We start from the raw sequence: 23,868 nt of genomic DNA, 5'->3' as shown, positions 1-23,868 counted from the left end.
AATACAGAGAAAAATTTAAAATCGCAAAATTACTCAGTTTTCTGAGAAGATGCATCAGGATTCACTTTGCAAGTAGAAAGCCCCAGCGGGATGTAAGCAGGGCAAATGCCAATAAATGCCGTTGCAATAGGAATAATACCGATTAAACCGAACCAGCTTTGAAAAAAGAAGCCTGCGACTAATATCGCAATCCCTGCAATAATTCTAATGATTTTATCAACCGACCCAATATTTGCTTGCATTGTCATAACTCCTAAATTGTGGTGATTTACATGAGGGTAAAACCAGACCTTAATATTAGCATTTTATAATATTCAATTAGTCAAAATTCAATGCGGTATTTAAACAGAAAAAGAAACCTATTTTGATGACGAATTATCTGCTTGATAGTTAAATTAATTTAATAAAGTCAATCGATAAACTAAGTGGCTGTTTTTTTAACTGTATCAACTAATTAGTTTTATATTGAAAAAATAATGTTTTTGGCGTGATACGCTTATTCCACTACAATAAGAGCCATTAGCAGTATCGTTGTTTTAGTAAATCTTAATTTTGGAGTGTGATTGTGGAAAAACAAATGATAAAACAACAAGGTTTTACCTTGATTGAAATCCTGATTGTGATGGCAATCATTGGGTTACTGGCTGGATTGGTCGGACCAAAAATTTTCGGCGGTTTTGAACAAGCAAAATGTAATCAAGCTAAAGCGCAGTTAAAAAATATTGAAGTTGCGTTAGACCAACATCGTTTAGATACAGGTAAATATCCGCGTGGTTTAGATGGTTTACTAACAAATACCGTGAGTAGCAACCGTTGGAGTGGGCCTTATTTAAAACAACAAGCAGTCCCTACCGACCCATGGGAACATCAGTATCAGTATAAAACGCCTGGTACGAAAGGCGGGGATTACGACTTATATTCGCTTGGCGGGGATGGGGTAGAAGGCGGTCAAGGTTGCCCTAACGAGGATATTACAAACTGGAAATCTGCTTCATAAGTGGATTGTCTCAACGTCATTACCCTAAACGTATTGTGTAATGACGTTTTCCCCTTCTGTTTTTCTGCTTATCTGTGATTATCCTATCTACTAGGCAACTGTCTATATGCCATCCTTTTGGTGAGATGCCTATACTGCACATTCTCCTGCTGTTGATACTGAACTGTTAGCTATGATGCTCCGTCAATACCTCTCTGCTTTTTTTGCAAAACGTACTGTTCGAATTCTGTTCATTCTCTTGATACTGCTAGCGATAGGGATAACATGGCAGACCAGACAAGAGATACAACCCTTTCCCCCTACGCTCTCTTTAGCGAATACCGATGTACGTAAAGTGCAATTACTGGATAAAAACGGCATTCCATTAATTATCACTTATCAAAATGATTGGAATTTACACAATATAGTCCCTTTACATAAAATCCCAAAAACCTTACAACAAATTTTTATCCTTTCAGAAGATAAACGCTTTTACGAACATCATGGCGTAGATTGGTCAGCCCGCTGGCACGCTATTGCACAAAATATAAAATCATTCCGCATTGTTCGTGGGGCAAGTACCATGACTGAGCAAGTTGTACGCATGTTACACCCCCGCCCCCGCACCTTCTGGTCTCGCTGGGTAGAAAGCTTTGAAGCCGCTCATTTAGAAGAACAATACAGCAAAGCCGATATTTTAGAATTCTATTTAAATCAAATTCCCTATGCGAGCCAACGTCGTGGCGTTGTCCAAGCGGCTCGCCACTATTTTGACCGTGATTTAGATACTCTTAACTTAAAAGAAATGATGGCGTTATCCGTTCTTGTTCGCTCTCCCAGTCGCCTAGATTTACGGCGTGGAACAACAGAAATTGAACGCCCGCTTAAAGTATTAGCACAACGACTATTAGAACAAGGTGTTATCAATGAAACAGAATATCAAACTGCCTTAAATACTCCCTTAGAACTACGCGAACCACCGCTACCCGTTCAAGCTGCGCATTTCGTCCAATATGTTTACACCAGCCAAGCCGTCGACAAATTACAAACACGTGGACATCTCTACACCACTATCGATGCGAAAGTGCAAACAGCCGTCCAAGCGATTTTAGACCAACGCTTAAGCGACCTACAAAAACAAAAAGTCAGCAATGGCGCAGTTTTAATCATTGATAATCAGGATGCGAGCGTTGTTGCATGGGTCAATAGTGGCATATCCTCTCCCAATATTCCTGTTAGCTTTATTGATACTGTCACGACTCCACGTCAACCTGGTTCAACGTTGAAACCCCTTCTCTACGCTATGGCACTTGCCAAAGGCTGGACAGCCGCCACCTTAATCGACGACTCCCCGCTTGCCGAATCTGTCGGGACAGGCTTGCATAATTATCGCAACTACAGCCGTAGCCACTACGGACAACTCCGCCTCCGCGACGCGCTTGGAAACTCCCTAAATATTCCTGCCATCCGAACCATTCAGTTTGTTGGCGCAACCCAATTTCTGAGACAACTGCAAGAACTGGGTATGCAAAGCCTAACAGCAACCGCCGACTTTTATGGTGATGGGTTAGCACTTGGCAACGGCGCAGTTACGCTCTACGAACTCGTGCAAGCCTATACCACCTTAGCTAATAATGGCGTTTTTCGCCCCTTACATGTACTTCGTAACCAAGATACAGGGATACAAAGGGCGATTTTTACCCCCGAAGTGAGCCAAATTATTGGCAATATTCTTTCAGACTCAGATGCTCGCCGTTTAGAATTTGGACGGGGCGCGCTTCTCCGTTTTCCTGTACAAACAGCGGTAAAAACAGGAACATCAACAGATTACCGCGATGCGTGGGCAGTCGGCTTTAATTACCGTTACACTGTCGGGGTATGGTTTGGCAACCTCACAGAAGAACCCATGAGCGAAGTTTCAGGCTCTACAGGCCCAGCCCTTGCCTTGCGAGCCGTTTTTGCTGAATTAAACCGTTACACCGAAACCCAACCGCTCCCCCTCAGTCCTCGCTTAGTAAAAATGGACATCTGCCGCGAATCAGGTTTACAAGCAAGTGGCAATTGCCCCAGCCGTACAGAATGGTTTGTTGCAGGGACAGAACCAAATCAAGCACTACCGCAATTGCTCAATATGGCGATGGTAGAAAGTATTCGTTTACAACAACCCAATGACGGGTTGCAACTGGCATTAGACCCAAGAATTCCTGATGATAAAGAAGCCTTTGCTTTCGCACTGGCAAACCCACTACCAAATGCAGGCACACAAATCGATTGGCTAGTGAATGGTCAAATTATTGGCACAACCCCCGCCACAAATCCCCGCTTTCTCTGGCAAGTTCAACGCGGTACACACATTGCCCAAGCAAGATTATGGACAGAAACAAGCGAGCAGCCATTAGAAACCCCTGCGGTGATGTTTTATGTCAAATAACAGGATTAGCAGGATTTAAAACCCTTAAACCAAAAAGTCAGGTGAATGACGCTTTTTAATCCTGCTAATTCTGAAAATCCTGTGAATTCTGATTCAGACAAGCTGTTGTCTTTTTAAAAGAAACTCGCCGAACTCAGGTTAATATAAAATACGGGCAATATCAACGTGATAACGATATTTTTATCAAACTCAGTGTTGCCATAGGTAAAAAATATGACACAGAAATATATTTATCGTGCAATGGATGAACAAGGGCGGATTACAAATGGATTAATTGAAGCTAACAATATTAATGATTTAGAACATCGTTTAGCACAGATGGGATTAGACCTGATTCACTATCGCTTAAAACAATCGCACAGTCGTTATTCCCGACATAAAGTCAACCGTCAAGATTTAATCACCTTCTGTTTTTATATGGAACATTTAAACCGTGCAGGCGTGCCATTATTAGAAGGTCTCGTCGATTTACGAGATAGTTTGCCACAATCTTATATGCGGGAAGTATTGAGTGGATTAGTAGAAAGTATTCAAGGGGGGCAAACGTTATCAGGGGCAATGAGAGCCTTTCCCAATGTTTTTGATACTATTTTTATCAGCTTAATTATTGCAGGGGAAGAAAGCGGAAAATTATCGGATGTATTTAAACATTTAACCCAAACATTAAAATGGAATGATGAACTGATTGCGAAAACCAAAAAATTATTAATGTATCCTACCTTTGTCGCAACGATTGTGATTGGGGTTTTTTTCTTCCTGATGACCTATCTTGTGCCACAACTTATTGAATTTATAAAAAATATGGCGATGGGTTATCAATTACCTTGGCATACTCGATTATTAATTCTAGTTTCTGATTTTTTAATTAACTTTTGGTATCTGGTTTTATGCTTACCCATTGCTTTAATCATTCTTGTCCGTTTTTTAGTTCATCGTTATCGTGCCGCACGTTTTAAGCTAGACCGTTTTAAATTAACGGTTTGGTTGATTGGCCCAATTATAGAAAAAATCATTTTGGCACGCTTTGCTAACTTTTTTGCATTACTCTACAGCGCAGGCATTACGGTGTTAGATGGGTTACAAATCACCAAAGGTTTAGCAGGGAATGTTGTGATTGAATCCGCAATTCAACAAGTATATGACCACATTGCCGAAGGAGTTAGTATTAGCGAGAGTTTTGAGCGAGTGCATCTATTTCCGCCGTTAGTTTTACGAATGGTTAAAGTCGGTGAAAGTACGGGTGAGTTGGATACTGCATTGGAAAATATCAGTTATTTTTATAATCGTGAAATTAATGAGTCTATCGAAAAAATTCAAACCTTAATCGAACCCATTATGACGATTATTCTTGGGGCTTTGCTGGGTTGGGTTATGTTATCCGTGTTAGGCCCTATTTATGACATGATTACCCAGTTTAAATTTAGATAATGATGACTATAAAACGTATTCTCTATCTTTCTGATTATGAATTGATTGCTTATCAACTAAAGCCTCAATCCTTATCAGAGCTTGGGCGGTTTAATCTCAGTGATGCTACGATTCAAGCAAGCATAGAACATGCTTTTATTGACTATCTGATTACTGACCCAAAAACGCCGATTCATTTTTTTGTTGATAGCACACAAGAAGAATATAAATCAGATACTATCCCGCATGTGATGGGACGCGATAAAAAATTATTATTACAACGACGACGCGAACGTTTTTTTGAAAAAGCCCTTTATACCTATACGATGATACAAGGACGTGAATCGACTGGTCGTCGTGATGATTTTGCTTTATTTACTGCATTAAATAATGAAACTTTATTACAGCCTTGGTTAGATTTAATCAATACGCATAAAATCCCCTTAGCGGGCATTTATTCCCTACCGCTACTCAGTCAATGCTTACTTAAATATTTACCGAGAGCAAATCATATTCTTATCTCTGGTTATACCTCGCGGATTAGCTCAAATATCGCAGCAGGATTGCGACAAAGTTTTTTCTCAAATAATACATTTAAATTTAGTCGGTTAATTCCATTACATGCTGTGACACCTGAAGAACAGGCGCAAACTTTAGTCAATCAGATGTTAAGAACACATCAATATTTACAAAGTGTTAAATTATTACCCTTCGACACCCCTTTATTAGTTTTATTACTCTGCCCAACAGCTTTAGTCGATTTAGTTGAGCAGTTACTTAACCGCGAAGACCTTTCCGAATTAGACGTATATGTAACGGATATTCATGATTTTGCAGAACGCACAGGCTTAAGTGTGAATACAACAGAACCACTGTATTTACATCATTTAGTGCTTTATCAATTGCATTCCCAACCATTACGCAATCATTACGCACAACAACAGGAAACCCGCGATTTTTTCTATCGCTCGCTTGCTCGGCGGATTTATCAAGCAACAGCCCTGATTTTTGCGGGGGCGATAGGCATTAGTTTGTATTATTTACAGCAATCATTAGACATTCAGGCGGAAATATCGCAAACCACAGGGCAATTGGTAAAATTTCAGCAAGAAATACGGCAGTTGCACGCGAGCAAGGCACAATTGCCTTTAGATATTTTACAAATTCAAAATGTGATACAAATAGGACACTATCTTCATGGTCAACATGTTCCCTCTTTACGTCCGCTGTTAACGCATATTAGCCAAATTTGGAGTAGATACCCTGAGTTTAAATTAGCAAAATTAGAATGGCGTGTGAGTACACGTCATGATGATTTTTTTGTGCCTGCCCTCACTGATTATGAAATCAGCCCCACAGCTACGCAGGATAGTCGCGCCTTATCAAAGATGAAAACAACGCCATCAGTCGCAGAGCCATTAATTGAAGGCGTGCGTTTATATGGCAGAATTCGAATTAACAATCAGCGCGAACTAGCGATTAATTTATTAAAACTCAATGAATTAATTAATAGCTTCACTGATAAACGCAAAGCTATTGAATGGGAAGTTAATCTGCTCAATAAACCGAATGCTGATACCTTAGGACGCGATACGACGTTTACCATTCAAATCGATTTAAAACATCCTGACTATTCTCCAGTCGTTGATGAAAATAAAAACGATATAAATAAATAAGTTGTTCACCTATTTAACTTGCTAGTTATAACCGCTGGTAGTAAGTCACTCATTAAGTTGCAATTAAGTCTTACGCTTTATAGTGCATAACGTTCATTCGTTTTGTGGTAAAAGAAAATGCACGTTCAGACTATGCAAGCTGTTCGAGTTTGGGATATTCCAACCCGTTTATTTCACTGGTTATTAGTGCTTAGTTTTGCCCTCGCGTGGTTTACACATGAGGATGACCGCTATTTACACATTCATCTATTTGCAGGCTACGTTTTTTTTAGCCTATTACTGTTTCGACTCTGCTGGGGATTTATTGGCTCTTATTACGCCCGTTTCAGCGAGTTTACCTATTCCTTGCCCCATGTTTTCCGCTATTTAAGCACATTATTCACCTCAGAACGTCAACATTATTTAGGACATAATCCCATTGGTGGCTGGGCTGTTTTTCTCCTGCTTTGCCTGTCGTTAGGCGTAAGCGCGACAGGTTTTTTAACCCAATGGGCAGAAGAACAACATGGTTTATTCGCGGGTTGGTTTAGTTTTGCAACGGGCGATTTAGCCCATACAGGGCATGAACTGCTTGCAGAAGCGTTGCTTATCCTTGTTGGTGTTCATGTGTTGGGCGTGATTGGCGAAAGCTGGCTACAGGGTGAAAATCTGATTCGTTCCCTATTTTCAGGGAAAAAACAGGCATCAATAGCCATAAAAACCCCTGTTATTCCGACACATCCTTATATCGCGGGGTTTATGTTGGCGGGGCTGGTTGGCGCGAGTTTATGGTATTTTTGGGGCTATTTTCAGCAAACTGCTGATAATCCTTATATTCCGATTAAAAATGAGACATTGCCACGTCATGCGTTATGGGAAGAGGAATGTGGGGCTTGTCATCTGGCTTATTCTCCCGTGTTACTACCCGCGCGTTCATGGCAGTTATTACTCAGTCAAACACAAGCACATTTTCAAGAAGATTTAGCCTTAGACGCTGATACGCTCAAGCAATTACAACTTTTTGCCCAAGCCAATGCCGCAGACCAACATCTGAGCGAAGCTGCTTGGCATATCGATACATCCACCCCGCAGACAGACACCCCGCAACGTATTACTGAGACGGTGTACTGGCGCGAAAAACACGCTGTTATCCCTCAAACATATTGGCAATCCGCCCTTGTGAAATATCAAGGTAATTGTGCTGCTTGTCACTTAGATGCAGAACAAGGCAGTTTTGAAGATAGCGCGATGTCCTATCCCGCGTTGCCTTAATTCCCTTTTTTACACTCGTTATCATCCCCTTTATTTTTATAGCAATTTTATTTATATCAGGAGAATGTCATGCGTTATTGGCTTATTTCGCTTTGTATGGTTGCAAGTTGTTCCGCACAGGCAACAGAAGCAGTCGAGCAGTTATTAAAAGAATATCAGCAAGCGGGCGCGAGTCATTTCAGCGTTGAAGCGGGGAAAACCGTTTGGGAACAAACGAGTGTCGACGCTCAATCGGGCAAAACACGGCAATGTGCGAGTTGTCACACCGCAGATTTACGGGCGCAAGGTAAGCATCAAGAGACTGGCAAAGTCATTGAGCCGTTAGCTCCGTCGGTTAATTCTGCTCGTTTAAGCAATGTGAAGGATATTCAAAAGTGGTTATTGCGTAATTGCAAATGGACATTTGGACGTGAATGCACGCCACAAGAGAAAGGCGATGTATTGCGTTATATCCAAACACAATAATTTTTTCTCACGGTTATTTCGCGCCTGCTTTCTGTCTATCACGTGTTTAAACAGGGCGATTGTCTGAAGCAGGATTCACAGGATTTTCAGGGTTAGCAGGATTAAAAAGATGCCTTCGTATTGGGTTTTTATTTGCGGGTTTTAAATCCTGTTAATTCTGAAAATCCTGATTCAGATAATTAATATCAATTTGTTATTAATAAGGTACTTAATATGTCAATTTTTAAAGAAATACGTATTTTTTTCTTCTGCTTCACACTGAGCACTGTTTTTAATATGCCTGTTTGGGCGGATGAAGATAAGGAGGATGCACGCCTCAGTAGTACGCTCTATGCACAAACCGCATTAAATAACGATTATGTAAAGGAATGTGGTAGTTGTCATTTTGCCTACCCACCCGCTTTATTACCTGCTCGTTCATGGACTGCCATCATGGGCAGTTTAGATAAACATTTCGGGGAAAATGCTGAGTTATTGCCTGAACAACAGGCGGCAATCAGTGCATATTTAACTGAACAAGCAGCCGATAAAACAGCCAGTCGCTTAGGCAGTGGGTTTTTAAAATCCTTGCCAGCCAGTGCAGCCCCGTTACGTATTACGGAAACGCCTTATTTTAAACGGAAACATGATGAAATCCCTGCAAAAATGGTGGTCGATAATCCTGAGGTAAAATCATTTAGCCGTTGTAATGTCTGTCATCAGACTGCGGATAAAGGCATTTTTAATGAGGATAATGTCGATATTCCTAATTATGGTCGTTGGGAAGATGATTAGAGGGGGTTAAAAATTTAAGGGTTTCTTAAGCATTTTTTAAGAAATACGCTTTATGCTCATATTCCTAAAAGCGTATATAACGATTGTTAAAAAAGGACTTACCGCATTAATCTGAATAGGTTCTTGCGTAAGTCCTTTTTTATCGCTTGTGTTGGTTTAATTTCCACCTTAAAGCCCATCAATAAGCATCTACATGACACAGCATCCTGTTGCTATGAATACAGCATTACACCATCGGCTTTATGGCACACCACGTGAATTTATCATTCAAGAATTTTTTACCAATACGGTACATTTTTCAATTGCCAATATTTTTTTAGAATTTTTAATCGATGGCAAAGCGTATTTTCATGAAATGGCTTTGTATATATTAATATTTGCTTGTATAACACAGTCTTACTATCTGGGGCTTCAACGTTATAAAGGGCAACCTCACCCTTTTCTGGGTAACTTAATCGTACCAACGCTTTACACCTTAGCAGAACTGAGCCAAAACGAATTATTTTTCTTTGATAAACCGAATCATATCGCCATGTGGGGATTTGCGATGGCTATTGGACTGTTGCAAAGTTTACGCGCCTATAGCTCACCTGCATTTGAACGTTACTTAATGATTTTAGAAAGTGTATTGCGGGTTAATATTATTTTAACCATGTATTGGATATATGGCATATTAACTGACCAGAATGATTATGATTTATCTAGCTTTTTCACGGAAGGCAGCCATACTTTTTTAGCCTTAACGACAACCCTTATCGGCATTATTTTGGGCGTTGCTCAATACAATGCAGAATCCTTTCTCCGCTTGCTTCGCACAACCAGCGAACAACTACGCCGTTATTCCGAATGGTTTTTAGGACAAGATATGTTAGCGGTCGCGGTGATAGACCCTAATCAACTCAGTCTCACCCGCAAAGAACGCACCCTATTATTTATGGATATTCGCGGGTTTACCCGTTGGAGTGAAAGCCATCCCCCTGAAATAGTGGTTGATATGTTGAATCAATATTGCGCAACTGCTGAAAAAATTTGGATAAATACCACCGTTATTAAAGTCAAACTCACAGGCGATGAAATCATGATGGTTTTTCCTGACCCACAAACTGCTCTAACAGTTGCGCAACAGTTGAAAACACAGATTGCAACATTGCTTGCACCTTATCAATTAGGGGTAGGCATTGGCTTACACACAGGGCCATTAGTCGAAGGCTTATTAGGGGGAAATACCCTGAAAGCCTATGATGTGATTGGCGATACAGTCAACACCACAAAACGGATTTGTGACCACGCCCAACGTGATGAATTATTAATTTCTCAAATTCTGTTTAACAAATTGTTACAAAAACCACTTGTGCAAACACAACGCACAATCAACATGAAGGGTAAAGCCGAGCCTTTACCTGTCATTAGCCTTTAATTTCTCAAGGAGTTCATCATCATGCGCTTACTCGTCGTCGAAGATAATTTATTAATTGGAGATGGTTTAAAAATTGGATTAAGTCAGGAGGGCTACGCCGTCAATTGGGTAAAAACAGCGGAGGATGCAGAGCATACGTTACAGGCTGAACAATATGATGGATTGATTTTAGATTTAGCCTTACCTAAAAAAGATGGTTTAAGTTTATTAAAACAATTACGTCTTGCAGATAATACGCTACCTGTTTTAGTGTTGACCGCACGGGATACTGTTCATGATAGAGTACAAGGATTGGATGCAGGTGCTGATGATTATCTGGTTAAACCCTTTAGTTTTACTGAATTATTAGCTCGATTACGGGCTTTATTACGGCGTGCCAATGGACGCGCAACCCCTAAATTATGGCATGGCGATTTATGCCTAGACCCTGCCGCGCATCATGTCACACTGACCGATGAGCCAGTGAGTTTATCGCCGAAAGAATTCGCCATTTTAAAAATATTACTTGAAAATAAAGGAAAAGTTCTTTCTCGCGCCCGTTTAGAAGATAGCTTATACGGTTGGAATGAATTTGTAGAAAGTAATGCCGTAGAAGTTTATATTCATCATTTACGTAAAAAATTGGGAAAAGATTTGATCCAAAACGTGCGAGGGGTTGGATATATGATTAACGCGACTCCATGAAAACTTATTCACTGCGTAGATATTTATTGCTGTTTCTTGCTAGCACTTTTCTGGCGTGCTGGGGTGTTATCGTGATTTGGGTTGAGCAAGAGGCTGCCCATGAAATTGAAGAGGTTCAGGATGCAACCCTTGCACAAACAGCACGGACGCTGTTAAGTCTTATTCGTCATCATGAAGATATTAAAAATTTTGCCCTGCAAGATGTCTCTGTTAAGCGTAAAAATCGCAATGGTCATCGTTATGAGGCAAATGTTGCTTTTATTGTTTATTTTGCGGATGGTAAAAAATTTCGCTCTGCTTCCGCGCCTGACTTTGCCCCTCCGCTGCCTATCCGTGCGACCGATTTATGTTTTCAACCACCTAAAGACAATGCAGACCATTGTGATGAGGATGACAAAGAAGATGATGATGATGAAGAGGATGACTATGGTTATTCTGATGAGCACATTAACGACCAAACATGGCGCGTTTTCAATCTCTACGATACAAAAAGTCAATTAGTGGTACAAACAGGCGAAAGCTATGCTGTGCGCGATGAATTGTTAAATGACATTTTATATTCTGTCCTCAGTCCATTTTTATTTTCCCTGCCTGTTTTTGGTTTAATGGTTTGGTTTAGCGTGGGCAAGAGTTTAAAGCCGTTGCGTCAAGTGCAAACGGAAATCATGCAACGTGATTCTACGCAATTACATCCGATTAAATTAAAAGCTATTCCCTTAGAAATTAAACCCTTGCTCGACGCGCTCAACCATTTTTTAAATCGGCTTAACTATGCGTTTGAAAATGAACGCCGTTTTACAGCAGATGCCGCACATGAATTGCGAACCCCATTAGCAGGGGTAAAAACACAGATTGAAGTAGCGCAACGAGCTAAAGATGAGACTCAACGCAATCAAGCCTTTCAGCAAGCCTTGCTGGGTATGGATAGAGCTTCACATCTGGTCACACAGTTATTGAATTTAGCACGCATTGATGCACAAACTAGTTTAGAAACAAAACCGCTTGATTTAGTCTCACTCGCTATCGATGTGATTGGTGAACAAATGCCTGCCGCACAGGAAAAAAATATCGACTTGGGCTTAGATGGCGGTGAACAGCCTGTTTTTATCATGGGTAATATCGATGCGTTATATTTACTGCTTCGTAATTTGGTTGATAATGCCATTCGTTATACGCCACCGTTGGGGGTTGTGACTGTTGCGATTCAGGTAAATCCGCAAGAAATCGTACTGGCTGTGATAGATAACGGTATCGGAATTCCTGAAGCAGAACGCGAACAAATGTTTGAACGCTTTAAACGGGGGCGACATGCAGATACGAAGGGTAGTGGATTAGGATTATCCATTGTGAAACGCATCGCTGAATTACATCAAGCAACATTGACGTTAAGTACAGGGATGAATCAGGAAGGCTTAAAAATTTCTCTTGGATTTCCACTAAAGCGTACCTAATTGACCAAAATTCTGCGAGATTCTTTTAAAAAGACAAGCATTTGTCTGAACCAGAATTAACAGAGTTTAAACCCCTTAAACCAAGAAATTATAGTAAACGCACTATAAAACGATGCGAAGGACTGCCAGTCCTAGATTTAAATCACTTTATGGTACGGTTACTATAATGCGAATCACGTTTTTTAATTCTGCTAATTCTGAAAATTCTGTGAATTCTGATTCAGACAAAAAAAGACCTGCTAGGTTTTCAAAACCTAGCAGGTCTCTGTTTTATTTTATAAATATCGCCGAACTCGGGTTACAGAAGTCTATCAAGCCTCTGATTTAGCTTTTTGCTCGCAGAACTTGGGTCAAAATACTGTAAAAATGACAAGTGCGTTATGTCATGTGAAATATTTGGAACTCTATCGAGCAACGGTTTACTATAAATCACTTATGTTGCAAAGGAAGAGAGAGGAAATAATGACATTAAGCCATGCATTACAAGCACTCATTGCCGTTTCTAGTCGTGAAATTATTAAATTCACCACGCAAACAGGACGCTTACTGTCTGCGCTTGTCCGTCCTACCCTCTGGCTTGTTGTTTTTGCAGCGGGTTTTCAAAATGTGTTTGGTGTGTCCATCATTCCCCCTTATGAAACTTATATTGAATATCAAGTGTATGCCGTACCAGGTTTGCTGGGAATGACTTTGTTATTCAATGGGATGCAGTCATCTTTATCGATGGTATATGACAAAGAGATGGGGATGATGCGTTTATTGTTGACGGCACCGTTACCACGTTGGTATCTCTTATTTTGTAAACTTTGTGCAGGCACCTTATTGTCGGTGTTACAAGTTTATGCTTTTTTAATGATCACATGGTTGTATAAGGTTGATATTCCGCTAATAGGTTGGCTTTATGCATTAATTCCTATCATATTAAGCGGTATGATGCTGGGTGCATTAGGATTGCTATTATCTGTACATATCAAGCAGTTAGAGAACTTTGCGGGAACAATGAATTTTGTGATTTTCCCCATGTTTTTTATTTCTTCTGCCTTGTATCCTTTGTGGAAATTGGAGGAGTCAGGCGCAAAATGGATACATTGGCTTGCAAGCTATAATCCGTTTACCCATGCAGTAGAATTTATTCGCTTTGCCTTATATGGTCACTTCAACATGGTTTCTTGCTTAGTGGTTGTCGGTACATTTTTGCTCTTTTTCATACTGGCAGTTGTTGGTTATGACCCTCAACGTGGCATTTTACGTAAAGCAGGTCGTCCCGCAACGGCAATACCGTAACGTCAATATATGTATTTATCGACTTTTTCCATCGTTGCTCGTTGCCCACAAACGCACATGTTAGGTATTGCCATGTGTACGGCAATTCCTGCCATTGGTGGGCTTGCACTACATTTACAGGCGCAAGTCGGCGCGATTGCAACACAGGCAAAATTAAATCCTTATCTAGGAAAATTGGGGCTTGCTCAATTAGCAACAGGGTTAAAAGCAGACGCTGTTTTGCAACAATTACGTCTATACGACCCTGCATTTGAAACACGTCAAATTAGTATTGTTGATGCACAAGGCAACACGGCTGTGCATACGGGGCAAGCCTGTTTTACATGGTGTGGACATCGTCAAGGTGAGGGGTATGTCATTGCCGCAAATATGATGCAAGATGTACAGACGGTGGAGGCAATGGAAACAGCTTTTCTTAAGGCAGACGATTTGCCCTTTGCAGAACGTTTATTAATGGCATTGATTGCAGGAGATAAAACTGGCGGTGATTATCGCGGACGACAATCGGCTTGTTTACAACTTGTACAGAAAGAGGCTTATCCTTATTTAGATATCCGTGTCGATGAGCATCAAACCCCTGTTGCTGAACTAGCGCGAATATATCAAGTCTGTCAACAACAATTGTTACCTTTAATGCCGCTGTTGCCCACTCAAGATAATCCCGCAGGCTGTATGCCACCCGCAGAACATCCTTATTTTACGCTGATGAGAAAGCCCGTTATTGAGCGCGGGAAATAGAAAAAAGTAAGGTGGGAAAAGATTGACATAGCTTCCCAAATTTTTTGCAATCTGAGAAGCTAACTCGAGACTTAAACGAGATGATTATTCACGACTTTATTGTAGTCTTCAACATCGCCCCAGACAAAGCGCATGGCATCTTCTAACCGTGTATGATTTGTACTAGCAGAGCCAACAGTCACACACCATTCATCATTTTCTGGCATGAATTGCACTGAAAAAGATTTGCCTGTTCTTTGTAAATAAGTTGCTAATTGTTGATCGAGTTGCATGATAACGTCCCCTTTGTTTTAACCCTAGTGAAACTCCAACAGTCCATCCTTGTCTTTATTTATAGTGTTATTAGTTTTTGACAAACTGATTATAAGCAGGATATGTGACAAATAAATGACAGGTTATTTTTTCAATAAACCATTGATAATTTGGCATACACTATACCGTGTTATTATGCTTATTTACCTGTCTGAACGCCCAAAAATAGGCATATATTGCGCCAATATCCATTATATTTGTGAGGTATTTTTTAACATGAATCAAAAATTCACGGCATTATGGGTAACAGAAAATTCTGATAAAACCGTCACTCGCCAAGTGCTTGAGCGTTCAATTGATGAACTTCCTACTGGCGATGTGCTTATCAAAGTGGTTTATTCTTCGCTCAACTATAAGGATGCACTTTCTGCAACAGGACATAAGGGAGTCACACGCAAATATCCACACACCCCAGGCATTGACGCAGCAGGTACAGTTGCCGCGACGACTGATAATCGCTTTCAAGTAGGCGAGTCGGTACTTGTGACGGGTTACGATTTAGGGATGAATACCGCAGGTGGTTTTGCAGAATATATTCGTGTGCCTGCCAATTGGGTTGTAAAACTCCCGCAAGGCTTAACCCTACAAGAAAGCATGATTTATGGGACAGCAGGATTTACCGCAGCGTTATCAGTCCATAAATTACAACACGCAGGACTGACACCTGAAAAAGGTGAGGTATTGGTCACAGGCGCAACAGGTGGGGTGGGCAGTGTTGGGGTCGCTTTATTAGCAAAATTGGGGTATCACGTTGTTGCGGGAACAGGCAAGGCTAGTTCACATGACTTTCTAAAACAACTGGGAGCAACAACCATTATTCCCCGTGAAGAACTGGTCGAAATCAGTAACCGTCCCTTATCAAAAGGACGTTGGGCAGGAGTCCTCGATACGGTTGGCGGTGATATTCTGACAACGGCATTAAAATCCACTAAATACATGGGATATGTCTCTTGTTGTGGGCTTGTTGCCTCGCCTGATTTAAACACGAATGTTTACCCTTTTATCTTACGAGGGGTAGATTTGTTAGGCGTGGACTCTGTGGAATGTCCCATGTCGATTCGTCTGCCACTCTGGCAACGCATGGCGAGCGATTGGAAAATTGATTTAACCCAACTGATGACAGATGAATGTGACCTTGCAACGTTAAATAATCAATACATTGATAAAATTCTGCAAGGACAAGCACTCGGACGAGTTGTTGTGAAGTTATAGCAAGTTAAAAGTTATGCGGGTAGGTTAAATGGGTTATTGACCTACCTATTGTTGCATGTCTTAACTGATATATACGACCTGTAAATAATGAATCACGCCTATAGCTGTTTTATAAGCGGTTGGGTAATGTATAAAAATGTAACGACCCACAGGCATAAAAACGCTACTACTATGTATTATCTACATTAAAAACCTGTCAAAAAACTCGCCTCCTGCATTATTACACCGACTTAATAAACTATTCACGATTCCCCCCAAAATTCCCGTAATAAGTTCCACGTTATACAACGATTCATAACTATCAACGTGTGTCATTGTAAAACAGAGAAAAACAGGGATGATTATTGAGATAAAGGAGTTATTTTGAACGTTGTTCATTTTTTTTATAACCGCTTACCTATATTCATTTTTACTCTCTTCAGTCTGTGGCAACTGCCCGCATCTGCTGATAATGGTTTGCGTTGTTTAGTAGAAGCCTATCCACAATTTTTATCCCCAGAGACAGACATCAATGGAAATGAGTTGCTTTGGCTAGATGGCACACGGATGATTTATGACGATGGAAAGCAATATACTGATTTTGAAGAACTATTAAATAATGGAGACTTAAAAGAACAGTTATCAATCCCTTATTCTTTAGCTCCCTTAACACAAGCCCCTGCTTTTAACGAAGATGCTGGACGCATTCGCCATATTGATTTTTTTAAAAAAATGTACGGCAGTACAGAAGCACAAGTCCGTAAGCAATTGAAAAAAGTCTCATGGCTACCCAGTAAAACCAGCATTCTATTTTCAAGCGTCAATGGTGCAGATGAAGCCCTTGCCGAAGTCGGTAAACGCATTGCCCAACAACCTGATTTAATTGCTTATGTTAGTAACCCTGTTGGCTCTTTCAACTGGCGTACCATTCAAGGCACGAGCCGTTTAAGCAACCATAGTTTCGGCACTGCGGTTGATTTTCAGTTACCCAAAAACTTATATAAATACTGGTTATGGGGTGGTTGCAAACCCAATAAACCTTGTACTTACCCAACACAGGTATTACAAGATACGAAATTGCAACGTATTGTTACTATTTTTGAAGAGTTTGGCTTTATTTGGGGTGGAAAATGGTATCACTTCGACACCATGCACTTTGAATATCGTCCCGAACTTATCCATTGTTCTACAAATCATTAGGAGTTTTCATGCGTCGTTATTTACTCATTGCCGCATTATCTTTTGCAGGAATGAACAGTGCTTATTCTGCTGAATTTTTATGCAGTTACACAGCAAGAATCAGCGCGCAAGACAAAATGAGTAGTAAAGGTGATTCTTTAGTCAGTGGTGGCAAAATCACCCCAGCCATTGCAGCCGCTGTTATTCGTCAAGACCGCGCCAACTATCACGAGTTTAAAAAACGCGATGCGGAAGACGAGACAGATTGCGTATTTGATGACAAACAAAAGCGGGCGTTATTAGAAAAACGCCTATCGCAAGGGACTGCCTCTAGCAACTCTTTAAAAGAAATCGTCTTAGGCACACCGCTGATTAAAGTGGATGTTTATGACGAATATGTCGATGTTTCTATCATAGAGGATCAAGAACCCGAAGGCGAACACGACACTAATAAGTCTAATATCAACTAAAAAAATCGTTGCAACAGTGGCGTGGCACGGTTACAACGATACTTGATGGCGTTATGTATTTGATGTATAACGCCTTTTTTATGGCTCACTGACTTATAAAAACGAATCTTGAATAATATTTTTATACCAATTTTCTGTATATAACGCCTCAAGCTGTTTATCACTATCAGGCTTACTCACCCCAGCCGATGCTTTAATCTCCGCGACTTTCTTTTCTGCGTCTAATTCATAAACTGATGTTACAGAAATCGCATACTCAGGATTAACAAGGCTATAGCAGATATTCAACCAGTTTGGTTTTGGCGGAGTTATGTCATTCAATAAAGCAATGACTGCTGCCGCGCAAAACTTCGCTTGTGAATTCGCCGAAGAGCCTGATTTTGGCATTGCCCCCGCAATACTTGCATCACCGATAACATGAATAAAAGGATGTTTTTTCGATTCCCATGTTTGATGGTCAACGGGACTCCAACCTGTTTCATTCACTAAACCCGCTGTTTGCGCAATAATCCCTGCTTGTTGAGGCGGAATCACATTAATCACATCGCCTTTATGCTTCTCACCGAATTCGCTGATGATAGTTTTATTCTTCGCGTCAACCTCTACGATTTTCCCATCTTTAGACGCAGGCACCCACTCGATTAAACTCTTTGCCGTCCCATAACCATATAAATCAGTCCATGCTTTCTCAAACAATCCTTGTTTAGAGAAATTATCTTTTGCATCAAATAGTACTAATTTAGATTTAGGCTTGTGGGTTTTCAAATAATGCGCAATCAAACTCGCCCGTTCATAAGGACCGGGGGGACAGCGGAATGGATTAGCAGGACAAACCATAAAGACTCTACCGCCATCAGGTAAGGCTTCCAATTGCTTGCGTAACAGCGTTGTTTGCGCTCCCGCTTTCCACGCATGGGGCAATAACTCTGCGGCAGCTTCATCATATCCCGTTAACGCATTCCATTTAATAGAAATACCTGCCGCGACAATTAAACGGTCATACGCGAATTTTTCCCCCTGCTTGGTTTTTACATATTTCGCAGTTGGTTCAATGTCGACAACCGTGTCTTGAACTAAATTAACCCCATATTTACGCTGTAATGCACCTCTATCCCATGTGATAGTTGGAAGCTCACGAAAACCACCAATCACCCAATTACTTGCGGGACAAGTGACATATTGCGGACTTTCATCAATTAAAGTCACGTTTAAACTAGGGTCAAACTTCCGCAAATATTTAGCAGCCGTTGCTCCTGCAAACCCCCCACCGACAACCACCACTTTTTTCCCACTTTGCGCACTGTGCTTATTATCTGCACTGGCACAACTGGCAATTGCCAAACCAGCAACACTGGTAGAGAGAGACGCTAAAAACGTTCTACGATTCATAGTCATGAGCATTCCCCTACTTTAAACCAGCATAATAATTGGCAATTGCTTTAATTTCCTCATCCGTAAAGCCTTTTGCCACACGATTCATAATCGTACCCAGTTGTTTATCCGTTTTATAATTCAATAAAATTTGTTCTAAATAAGCCACAGGCTTACCTTTCAAACTAGGCACAGTGCCCGCACTTTCGCCCGCTTCACCGTGACAAACATTACACGTATTTGCCTGAATCTCTACATGAGTGGGAACGACCGCCAATAAGAGAGGACTTAATAAACATAAGCCCACACTGAACAAGATTTGTTGACCAATGGACATAAATAAAATGCTCCATAATGCAAATGAAGCCTTTATTAGATAAAAACAACTCAGTGTTTACCAAGAATATTTAGTTATTCTGCTATGCCATAAGATGGCAATGAAAAAAGGGAGCGGTAAAAATAGGTATAAATGCTCAAATTTATACCATATTTATCACATTGCTTTTAAGAAGGGCTTTGTAATAGCATGATATATTCCATCGTTTTTTTCAGGTATTTAGAATGCTGAAAAACTGTCTTCTTTCATTATTATTAGCCAGCAGTGTCATCATTTTTAACGTCTATTTTTTAAAAGGCAGTAGCATTACAGATAGATTTGCATTAATTGGAGAAATCGCAGGGTTTGAAGTTGTTGATACGCCTTATTTAACCAATGAATTGATTGACGAATGGGTCGATACTTGGATATGGGGACAAACAGCCCCTAGTCATTACCGTATTTTAGGCAAACTCCTTGTTTTACCGACCTATGTTTTAGGAAAAAGCTATTTTTCACATTATTCCATCGCATTTTATAACGCTTTTTTATGTTGGTCATTTATAAGTTTATTTCTAACATTTTTCTTTTTTTATCAATTTGTTCGACAATTATTTCATGAATTTGAACCCAATGAACAATTTGCGCAAATTTCAAGTATTTTTCTTGCCCTTTGCCCTCCGATACTATGCGCCTTTAAATTTCCTGTACATGGGAGTCCTAACGACTTTTTAGGATATGCACTCATTCTTATTGCATTGATAAGTCTGCAATATAAAAATATTTTTTACTTCAGTATTATTATGTTTATTAGTATTTTTTGTAGAGAAACTAACTTTATTATTGTTTTTCTATTTTTATTCTTTTATACCGCGATTAATTTCAAAAAACGCTTATTGATAACGGCATTACTAGCAATGGCTTTACTCACTTATCGCTTAATCTGGTATAGTCACTATAACCCATTAGAAGGGGCACAGCTTAATATTAAGTATCTATATGAAAGCTTAATATTTTTTCTGCTTGTTTTTACCATTTTTTGGATAACGGGCGTTCTTGGTTATCTTCGCTTAAGAAAACAGCCGTATTTAAATGATGTTTTATCTGCGCTGGTTAAAGCATTTCCTTATCTTGTTGTAATTACAACAACGATTGTATTAGCCCTTGCACGGATGCGGGAAATTCGAATTGAATTTATCCTCTTTTTTATGATACTTCCTTTTTCTATTTTCTATCTATATGAAATAAAAGATAATATTTTGTATCTAAAGAATAAATATTATCTTTTATATCTATTATTGTTAAGTGTTGTAATTTTTAAACTAAGAGTATCTTTAATGCCGTTGCGTTTAGAGGAACATGATAACTACCTATTAATTTTTAATAATTGGTATGGTGGTCTTGGTGGTGGATGGGTCAATATTTCCTTGATTTACCTGTTTTTTTTCCTTGTTTTTTTCCCGTTATGTTTTTTACCAAAAAAAACGGCTAACAAGACACATGATATCAATTCTCCAGCCTCTACTAAAGCGACACGATAAAAGATTATGCTACGGTTAATTAAGCGTTTTTGGTTGATTGGGTTCATAATATGCGCATTAATTTTTATTATCCGCTATTTATGGATAGAAACACATAAATTCACATTCCCACTCACGTTTAACACAGCATTATTTTGGTTTACGCTATTACTGCAAATCTTATTTTTATCAATCACTGCAAGTGTTTGGCAATACATCGTTTTTACCATTGGTAAAGCAAATATTACCTTTAATCAATCTTTCATCCAACAAACATTGCTAACAATGGGTAAATACTTACCAGGTAAAGTTTGGGGCATGATTGCGCGTGGTTCACAACTCAAAGCAGTGGGATTAAATTGGCAACAAGTGGTTAATTTAACGTTGCAAGAACAATTGACACTTGTACATGCTGGTGGGGTTGTGAGTGCTTGTTTTTTAGCTATTTTATATAATCAACTCATTTGGTGGGGATTAGCGGTTATTGCATTTATCAGCATTTTTTTAGGCAAACAAGTGTTAATACTTGCTTTTTACCTCTATCAACAGTTAGGACAGCTTTTTTTAAAGAAACACCCTATTTCTTTGGAAAATTTGCAATTGCCCAGTCATTATGAATATTTGATGATGGTTAGTGGTTTTATGTTAGCTTGGCTCGTCTTAGGCTTGTTATACAGTGGCGTTTACTTTACGTTTACCTTACAAACGTTACCAATATTACCCAGTATTGCATGGATAACCCTTGCGAATACAATTGGGGTAACATTAGGATTTTTTGCCCTGTTTGCGCCTGCGGGTATTGGTGTACGTGAATCAATTACAACGATGTTTTTATTAAACATAATGCCATTAGAACAAGCAGTGATGAGTAGTCTTTTATTTCGGTTTTGGACGGTGGGAGCAGAATTACTCACTGGATTAATATTATTATTTTGGTTAGGTAAAAAGCCTTTTAACCATTGATTGGATTGATAGAAAATACCATGCTAATTTTTTTTAAACGCTTAATGAATAAATTGTTTGTTTCTTCTTCTCGTGACTATTGGGAAACTCGCTATCAATTAGGGGGAAATTCTGGAACAGGCTCTTATGGACGATTATCTGAATTTAAGGCACGAGTGTTAAATCAGTTTGTGATTGATAAACAAATTCAGTCTGTTATTGAGTTTGGATGTGGTGATGGTCATCAATTATCGCTGGCACATTATCCCCGTTATATCGGTTTAGATGTTTCCATCACCGCGTTAAAAGCCTGCATTGCGCAATATAAGCAGGATAAGACAAAAAGTTTTTTCTTATACCACGCTGATTGTTTTGCAGATAAACAAGGCATTTTCCAGTGTGATTTAGCCTTATCTTTAGATGTTATTTATCATCTTATTGAAGATGAAGTCTTTCATACTTACATGACGCATTTATTTGCAACAGCACAGCGTTTTGTTATCGTTTATGCCAGTAATACCGATGACAACCCCGCCTATCAGTTAAAACATGTTAAACATCGTCAATTTTCAAACTGGGTCGAAAAAAATTGTCCGCAATGGCAATTATTGCAACACATTCCGAATGAATATCCATTAGAGAATCAAATAAATAATAAAGAACATTCTCCCTCAGACTTTTTCATTTATCAAAAACAAATATAAGCAATGACACTATGAACGCGCCTTCCTCTCTGAAAGTGTTGGTATTAGCTTCTACGTTTCCACGTTGGCAGGGGGATAAAGAACCACCGTTTGTCTATGAATTAAGCCGTCGCTTGGTACAACATCCTCACATTGCTAATGTGCATGTGCTCGCCCCTCACGCACAGGGAGCTGCACTGACAGAAGAATGGGAAGGGTTAAAAATTACACGCTTTCGATATTTTTTTGAAAAGTGGCAAACATTGGCTTATGCAGGTGGTATCTTAGCGAATTTAAAGCAAAATCGTTGGCGATATGCACTTGTACCTTTTTTTATGTTAGGGGAAGCCATTGCCTTATGGCGGTTATTACGTCGTGAGTCTTTTGATGTGATTCATGCGCATTGGTTAATTCCACAAGGTTTAATTGCATTACTCGTTTGTAAGTTACTACCTCGCCCTGTTCCTAAAATCTTATGTACGTCACACGGTGGAGATTTATTTGCGTTACGTGGTAAAGGCTTAACACAGTTAAAAACCTATGTTTTAAAAAATGTGTCTGCTATGACGGTTGTTAGTGAGGCAATGTTTCAAGAAGCCTTACGTTTAGGGGCAGATGCGCAAAAAATGTATGTTATTCCGATGGGGGTGGATGTACAAACGCAGTTTATTCCAAACGCAACTTGCACACGTCATGCAGATAGCCTGTTGTTTGTCGGACGATTGGTAGAAAAAAAGGGCATTCATTATTTACTGCAAGCCATGCCGACCGTATTAGCCCGTTATCCTCATGTGCAACTGCGTATCATCGGCACAGGTACAGAGGCAAAAGCCTTACAAGATTTAGCACAACAGTTGCAAATCGTTCCACATGTACAATTTATCGGTGCAGTCGAGAATAAAAATTTACCTCAACTTTATCAGTCACATGCAATTGTAATTTTTCCATCCATTATTGCTAATGATGGAGATAGAGAAGGATTTGGCTTGGTATTGGTAGAGGCGTTAGGGTGTGAATGTGCCGTGATTGCAACAGATTTGCCCGCGATGCAAGATATTTTGCAAGACCAACAAACCGCTTTAATTGTGCCTCAACGTGATGTATCTGCATTAGCTGAGGCATTATGTACCTTATTGGCAAATCCTGCTAAAGCGCGTCAATTGGGTGAACAAGGACGACAATTTGTCGTTGCCCGTTATGATTGGCAAATTATTGCGCAACGTTATGGACAGTTATTGGTCGAGATGGGTTAGACGCAATATTATCGTTCTTGTTGTTAATCCTGAAAATCCTGATTCAGACAAGGTTTTTAATTTTGTCTAGTCAGAAC

23 protein-coding genes are annotated in these 23,868 nt (G+C 39.8%); 19 read left to right on the top strand and 4 right to left on the bottom strand.

The window, feature by feature from the left end; all coding sequences use genetic code 11:
• Nucleotides 1–29: 29 nt before the first annotated feature.
• Complete coding sequence (locus tag BEGALDRAFT_RS02645; RefSeq protein WP_002683405.1) at nucleotides 30–242, bottom strand: YgaP family membrane protein; 213 nt, start codon at nucleotides 240–242, stop codon at nucleotides 30–32.
• A 335-nt stretch (nucleotides 243–577) separates the two neighbouring features.
• On the opposite strand from BEGALDRAFT_RS02645, the gene gspG reads away from it, so the two are divergent.
• From gspG to BEGALDRAFT_RS02585, 12 genes are all read left to right on the top strand, one after another.
• The gene (gene gspG, locus BEGALDRAFT_RS02640; RefSeq protein ID WP_002683403.1) at nucleotides 578–997 is read left to right on the top strand and encodes a type II secretion system major pseudopilin GspG; all 420 of its coding nucleotides are present in this window, start codon (nucleotides 578–580) and stop codon (nucleotides 995–997) included.
• A gap of 172 nt (nucleotides 998–1,169) precedes the next feature.
• A complete protein-coding gene (locus tag BEGALDRAFT_RS02635; protein WP_002683401.1) occupies nucleotides 1,170–3,407 on the top strand; it encodes a transglycosylase domain-containing protein in 2,238 nt (745 codons plus the stop codon).
• 213 nt (nucleotides 3,408–3,620) lie between these two features.
• Nucleotides 3,621–4,835 (top strand): type II secretion system F family protein, encoded by a 1,215-nt coding sequence (locus tag BEGALDRAFT_RS02630; RefSeq protein WP_002683399.1) that lies wholly within the window; start codon nucleotides 3,621–3,623, stop codon nucleotides 4,833–4,835.
• Nucleotides 4,835–6,490, top strand: coding sequence for a hypothetical protein (locus tag BEGALDRAFT_RS02625; protein ID WP_002683398.1), 1,656 nt, complete (start codon nucleotides 4,835–4,837; stop codon nucleotides 6,488–6,490). The genes BEGALDRAFT_RS02630 and BEGALDRAFT_RS02625 overlap by 1 nt, the downstream gene beginning before the upstream one ends.
• Nucleotides 6,491–6,607: 117 nt before the next feature.
• The gene (locus BEGALDRAFT_RS17760; RefSeq protein WP_081484118.1) at nucleotides 6,608–7,741 is read left to right on the top strand and encodes a cytochrome b/b6 domain-containing protein; all 1,134 of its coding nucleotides are present in this window, start codon (nucleotides 6,608–6,610) and stop codon (nucleotides 7,739–7,741) included.
• 69 nt (nucleotides 7,742–7,810) lie between these two features.
• A complete protein-coding gene (locus BEGALDRAFT_RS02615) occupies nucleotides 7,811–8,206 on the top strand; it encodes a DUF1924 domain-containing protein (protein ID WP_002683394.1) in 396 nt (131 codons plus the stop codon).
• 213 nt (nucleotides 8,207–8,419) lie between these two features.
• Nucleotides 8,420–8,980, top strand: a complete 561-nt coding sequence (locus BEGALDRAFT_RS02610; protein WP_002683393.1) for a diheme cytochrome c — start codon at nucleotides 8,420–8,422, stop codon at nucleotides 8,978–8,980.
• A gap of 193 nt (nucleotides 8,981–9,173) precedes the next feature.
• Nucleotides 9,174–10,397, top strand: a complete 1,224-nt coding sequence (locus BEGALDRAFT_RS02605; protein ID WP_002683391.1) for an adenylate/guanylate cyclase domain-containing protein — start codon at nucleotides 9,174–9,176, stop codon at nucleotides 10,395–10,397.
• 21 nt (nucleotides 10,398–10,418) lie between these two features.
• Nucleotides 10,419–11,081: a response regulator gene (locus tag BEGALDRAFT_RS02600; protein WP_002683390.1), complete on the top strand. Its 663-nt coding sequence runs from the start codon at nucleotides 10,419–10,421 to the stop codon at nucleotides 11,079–11,081.
• The gene (locus BEGALDRAFT_RS02595; protein ID WP_002683389.1) at nucleotides 11,078–12,532 is read left to right on the top strand and encodes an ATP-binding protein; all 1,455 of its coding nucleotides are present in this window, start codon (nucleotides 11,078–11,080) and stop codon (nucleotides 12,530–12,532) included. Before BEGALDRAFT_RS02600 ends, BEGALDRAFT_RS02595 begins: the two co-directional genes overlap by 4 nt.
• 462 nt (nucleotides 12,533–12,994) lie before the next feature.
• Nucleotides 12,995–13,816 (top strand): ABC transporter permease, encoded by an 822-nt coding sequence (locus BEGALDRAFT_RS02590; protein WP_002683387.1) that lies wholly within the window; start codon nucleotides 12,995–12,997, stop codon nucleotides 13,814–13,816.
• Nucleotides 13,817–13,825: 9 nt separating this feature from the next.
• Complete coding sequence (locus BEGALDRAFT_RS02585; protein ID WP_002683386.1) at nucleotides 13,826–14,554, top strand: DUF1028 domain-containing protein; 729 nt, start codon at nucleotides 13,826–13,828, stop codon at nucleotides 14,552–14,554.
• Between the two features lie 71 nt (nucleotides 14,555–14,625).
• Here the strand turns inward: BEGALDRAFT_RS02585 and BEGALDRAFT_RS02580 are convergent, their stop codons facing one another.
• Complete coding sequence (locus tag BEGALDRAFT_RS02580; protein WP_002683384.1) at nucleotides 14,626–14,826, bottom strand: hypothetical protein; 201 nt, start codon at nucleotides 14,824–14,826, stop codon at nucleotides 14,626–14,628.
• A 256-nt stretch (nucleotides 14,827–15,082) separates the two neighbouring features.
• Here BEGALDRAFT_RS02580 and BEGALDRAFT_RS02575 point away from each other — a divergent pair, with 256 nt between their 5' ends.
• From BEGALDRAFT_RS02575 to BEGALDRAFT_RS02565, 3 genes are all read left to right on the top strand, one after another.
• A complete protein-coding gene (locus tag BEGALDRAFT_RS02575; RefSeq protein ID WP_002683382.1) occupies nucleotides 15,083–16,078 on the top strand; it encodes a YhdH/YhfP family quinone oxidoreductase in 996 nt (331 codons plus the stop codon).
• Nucleotides 16,079–16,441: 363 nt separating this feature from the next.
• Complete coding sequence (locus BEGALDRAFT_RS02570; protein ID WP_002683379.1) at nucleotides 16,442–17,257, top strand: M15 family metallopeptidase; 816 nt, start codon at nucleotides 16,442–16,444, stop codon at nucleotides 17,255–17,257.
• An 8-nt stretch (nucleotides 17,258–17,265) separates the two neighbouring features.
• The gene (locus tag BEGALDRAFT_RS02565; protein ID WP_002683373.1) at nucleotides 17,266–17,706 is read left to right on the top strand and encodes a hypothetical protein; all 441 of its coding nucleotides are present in this window, start codon (nucleotides 17,266–17,268) and stop codon (nucleotides 17,704–17,706) included.
• Between the two features lie 93 nt (nucleotides 17,707–17,799).
• Here the strand turns inward: BEGALDRAFT_RS02565 and BEGALDRAFT_RS02560 are convergent, their stop codons facing one another.
• Nucleotides 17,800–19,101 carry an NAD(P)/FAD-dependent oxidoreductase gene (locus tag BEGALDRAFT_RS02560; protein ID WP_002683366.1) on the bottom strand — a complete coding sequence of 434 codons (1,302 nt, stop codon included), beginning with the start codon at nucleotides 19,099–19,101 and terminating at the stop codon, nucleotides 17,800–17,802.
• A 10-nt stretch (nucleotides 19,102–19,111) separates the two neighbouring features.
• Nucleotides 19,112–19,414 carry a c-type cytochrome gene (locus tag BEGALDRAFT_RS02555; RefSeq protein ID WP_002683362.1) on the bottom strand — a complete coding sequence of 101 codons (303 nt, stop codon included), beginning with the start codon at nucleotides 19,412–19,414 and terminating at the stop codon, nucleotides 19,112–19,114.
• A 224-nt stretch (nucleotides 19,415–19,638) separates the two neighbouring features.
• Here BEGALDRAFT_RS02555 and BEGALDRAFT_RS02550 point away from each other — a divergent pair, with 224 nt between their 5' ends.
• The 4 genes from BEGALDRAFT_RS02550 to BEGALDRAFT_RS02535 are packed head-to-tail and all read left to right on the top strand — an operon-like array spanning nucleotide 19,639 to nucleotide 23,791.
• Entirely contained in the window at nucleotides 19,639–20,934 is a 1,296-nt protein-coding gene (locus BEGALDRAFT_RS02550) for a hypothetical protein (protein ID WP_002683360.1), read from the top strand.
• 6 nt (nucleotides 20,935–20,940) lie between these two features.
• Entirely contained in the window at nucleotides 20,941–21,876 is a 936-nt protein-coding gene (locus tag BEGALDRAFT_RS02545) for a hypothetical protein (RefSeq protein ID WP_002683359.1), read from the top strand.
• A 20-nt stretch (nucleotides 21,877–21,896) separates the two neighbouring features.
• Entirely contained in the window at nucleotides 21,897–22,559 is a 663-nt protein-coding gene (locus BEGALDRAFT_RS02540; protein ID WP_002683358.1) for a class I SAM-dependent methyltransferase, read from the top strand.
• Nucleotides 22,560–22,570: 11 nt separating this feature from the next.
• Nucleotides 22,571–23,791 (top strand): glycosyltransferase family 4 protein, encoded by a 1,221-nt coding sequence (locus tag BEGALDRAFT_RS02535; protein ID WP_002683357.1) that lies wholly within the window; start codon nucleotides 22,571–22,573, stop codon nucleotides 23,789–23,791.
• Nucleotides 23,792–23,868 lie beyond the last annotated feature (77 nt).

This window comes from Beggiatoa alba B18LD, from assembly GCF_000245015.1.
GTDB lineage: Bacteria > Pseudomonadota > Gammaproteobacteria > Beggiatoales > Beggiatoaceae > Beggiatoa > Beggiatoa alba.
This window is presented reverse-complemented; position numbering and strand designations above follow the sequence as displayed.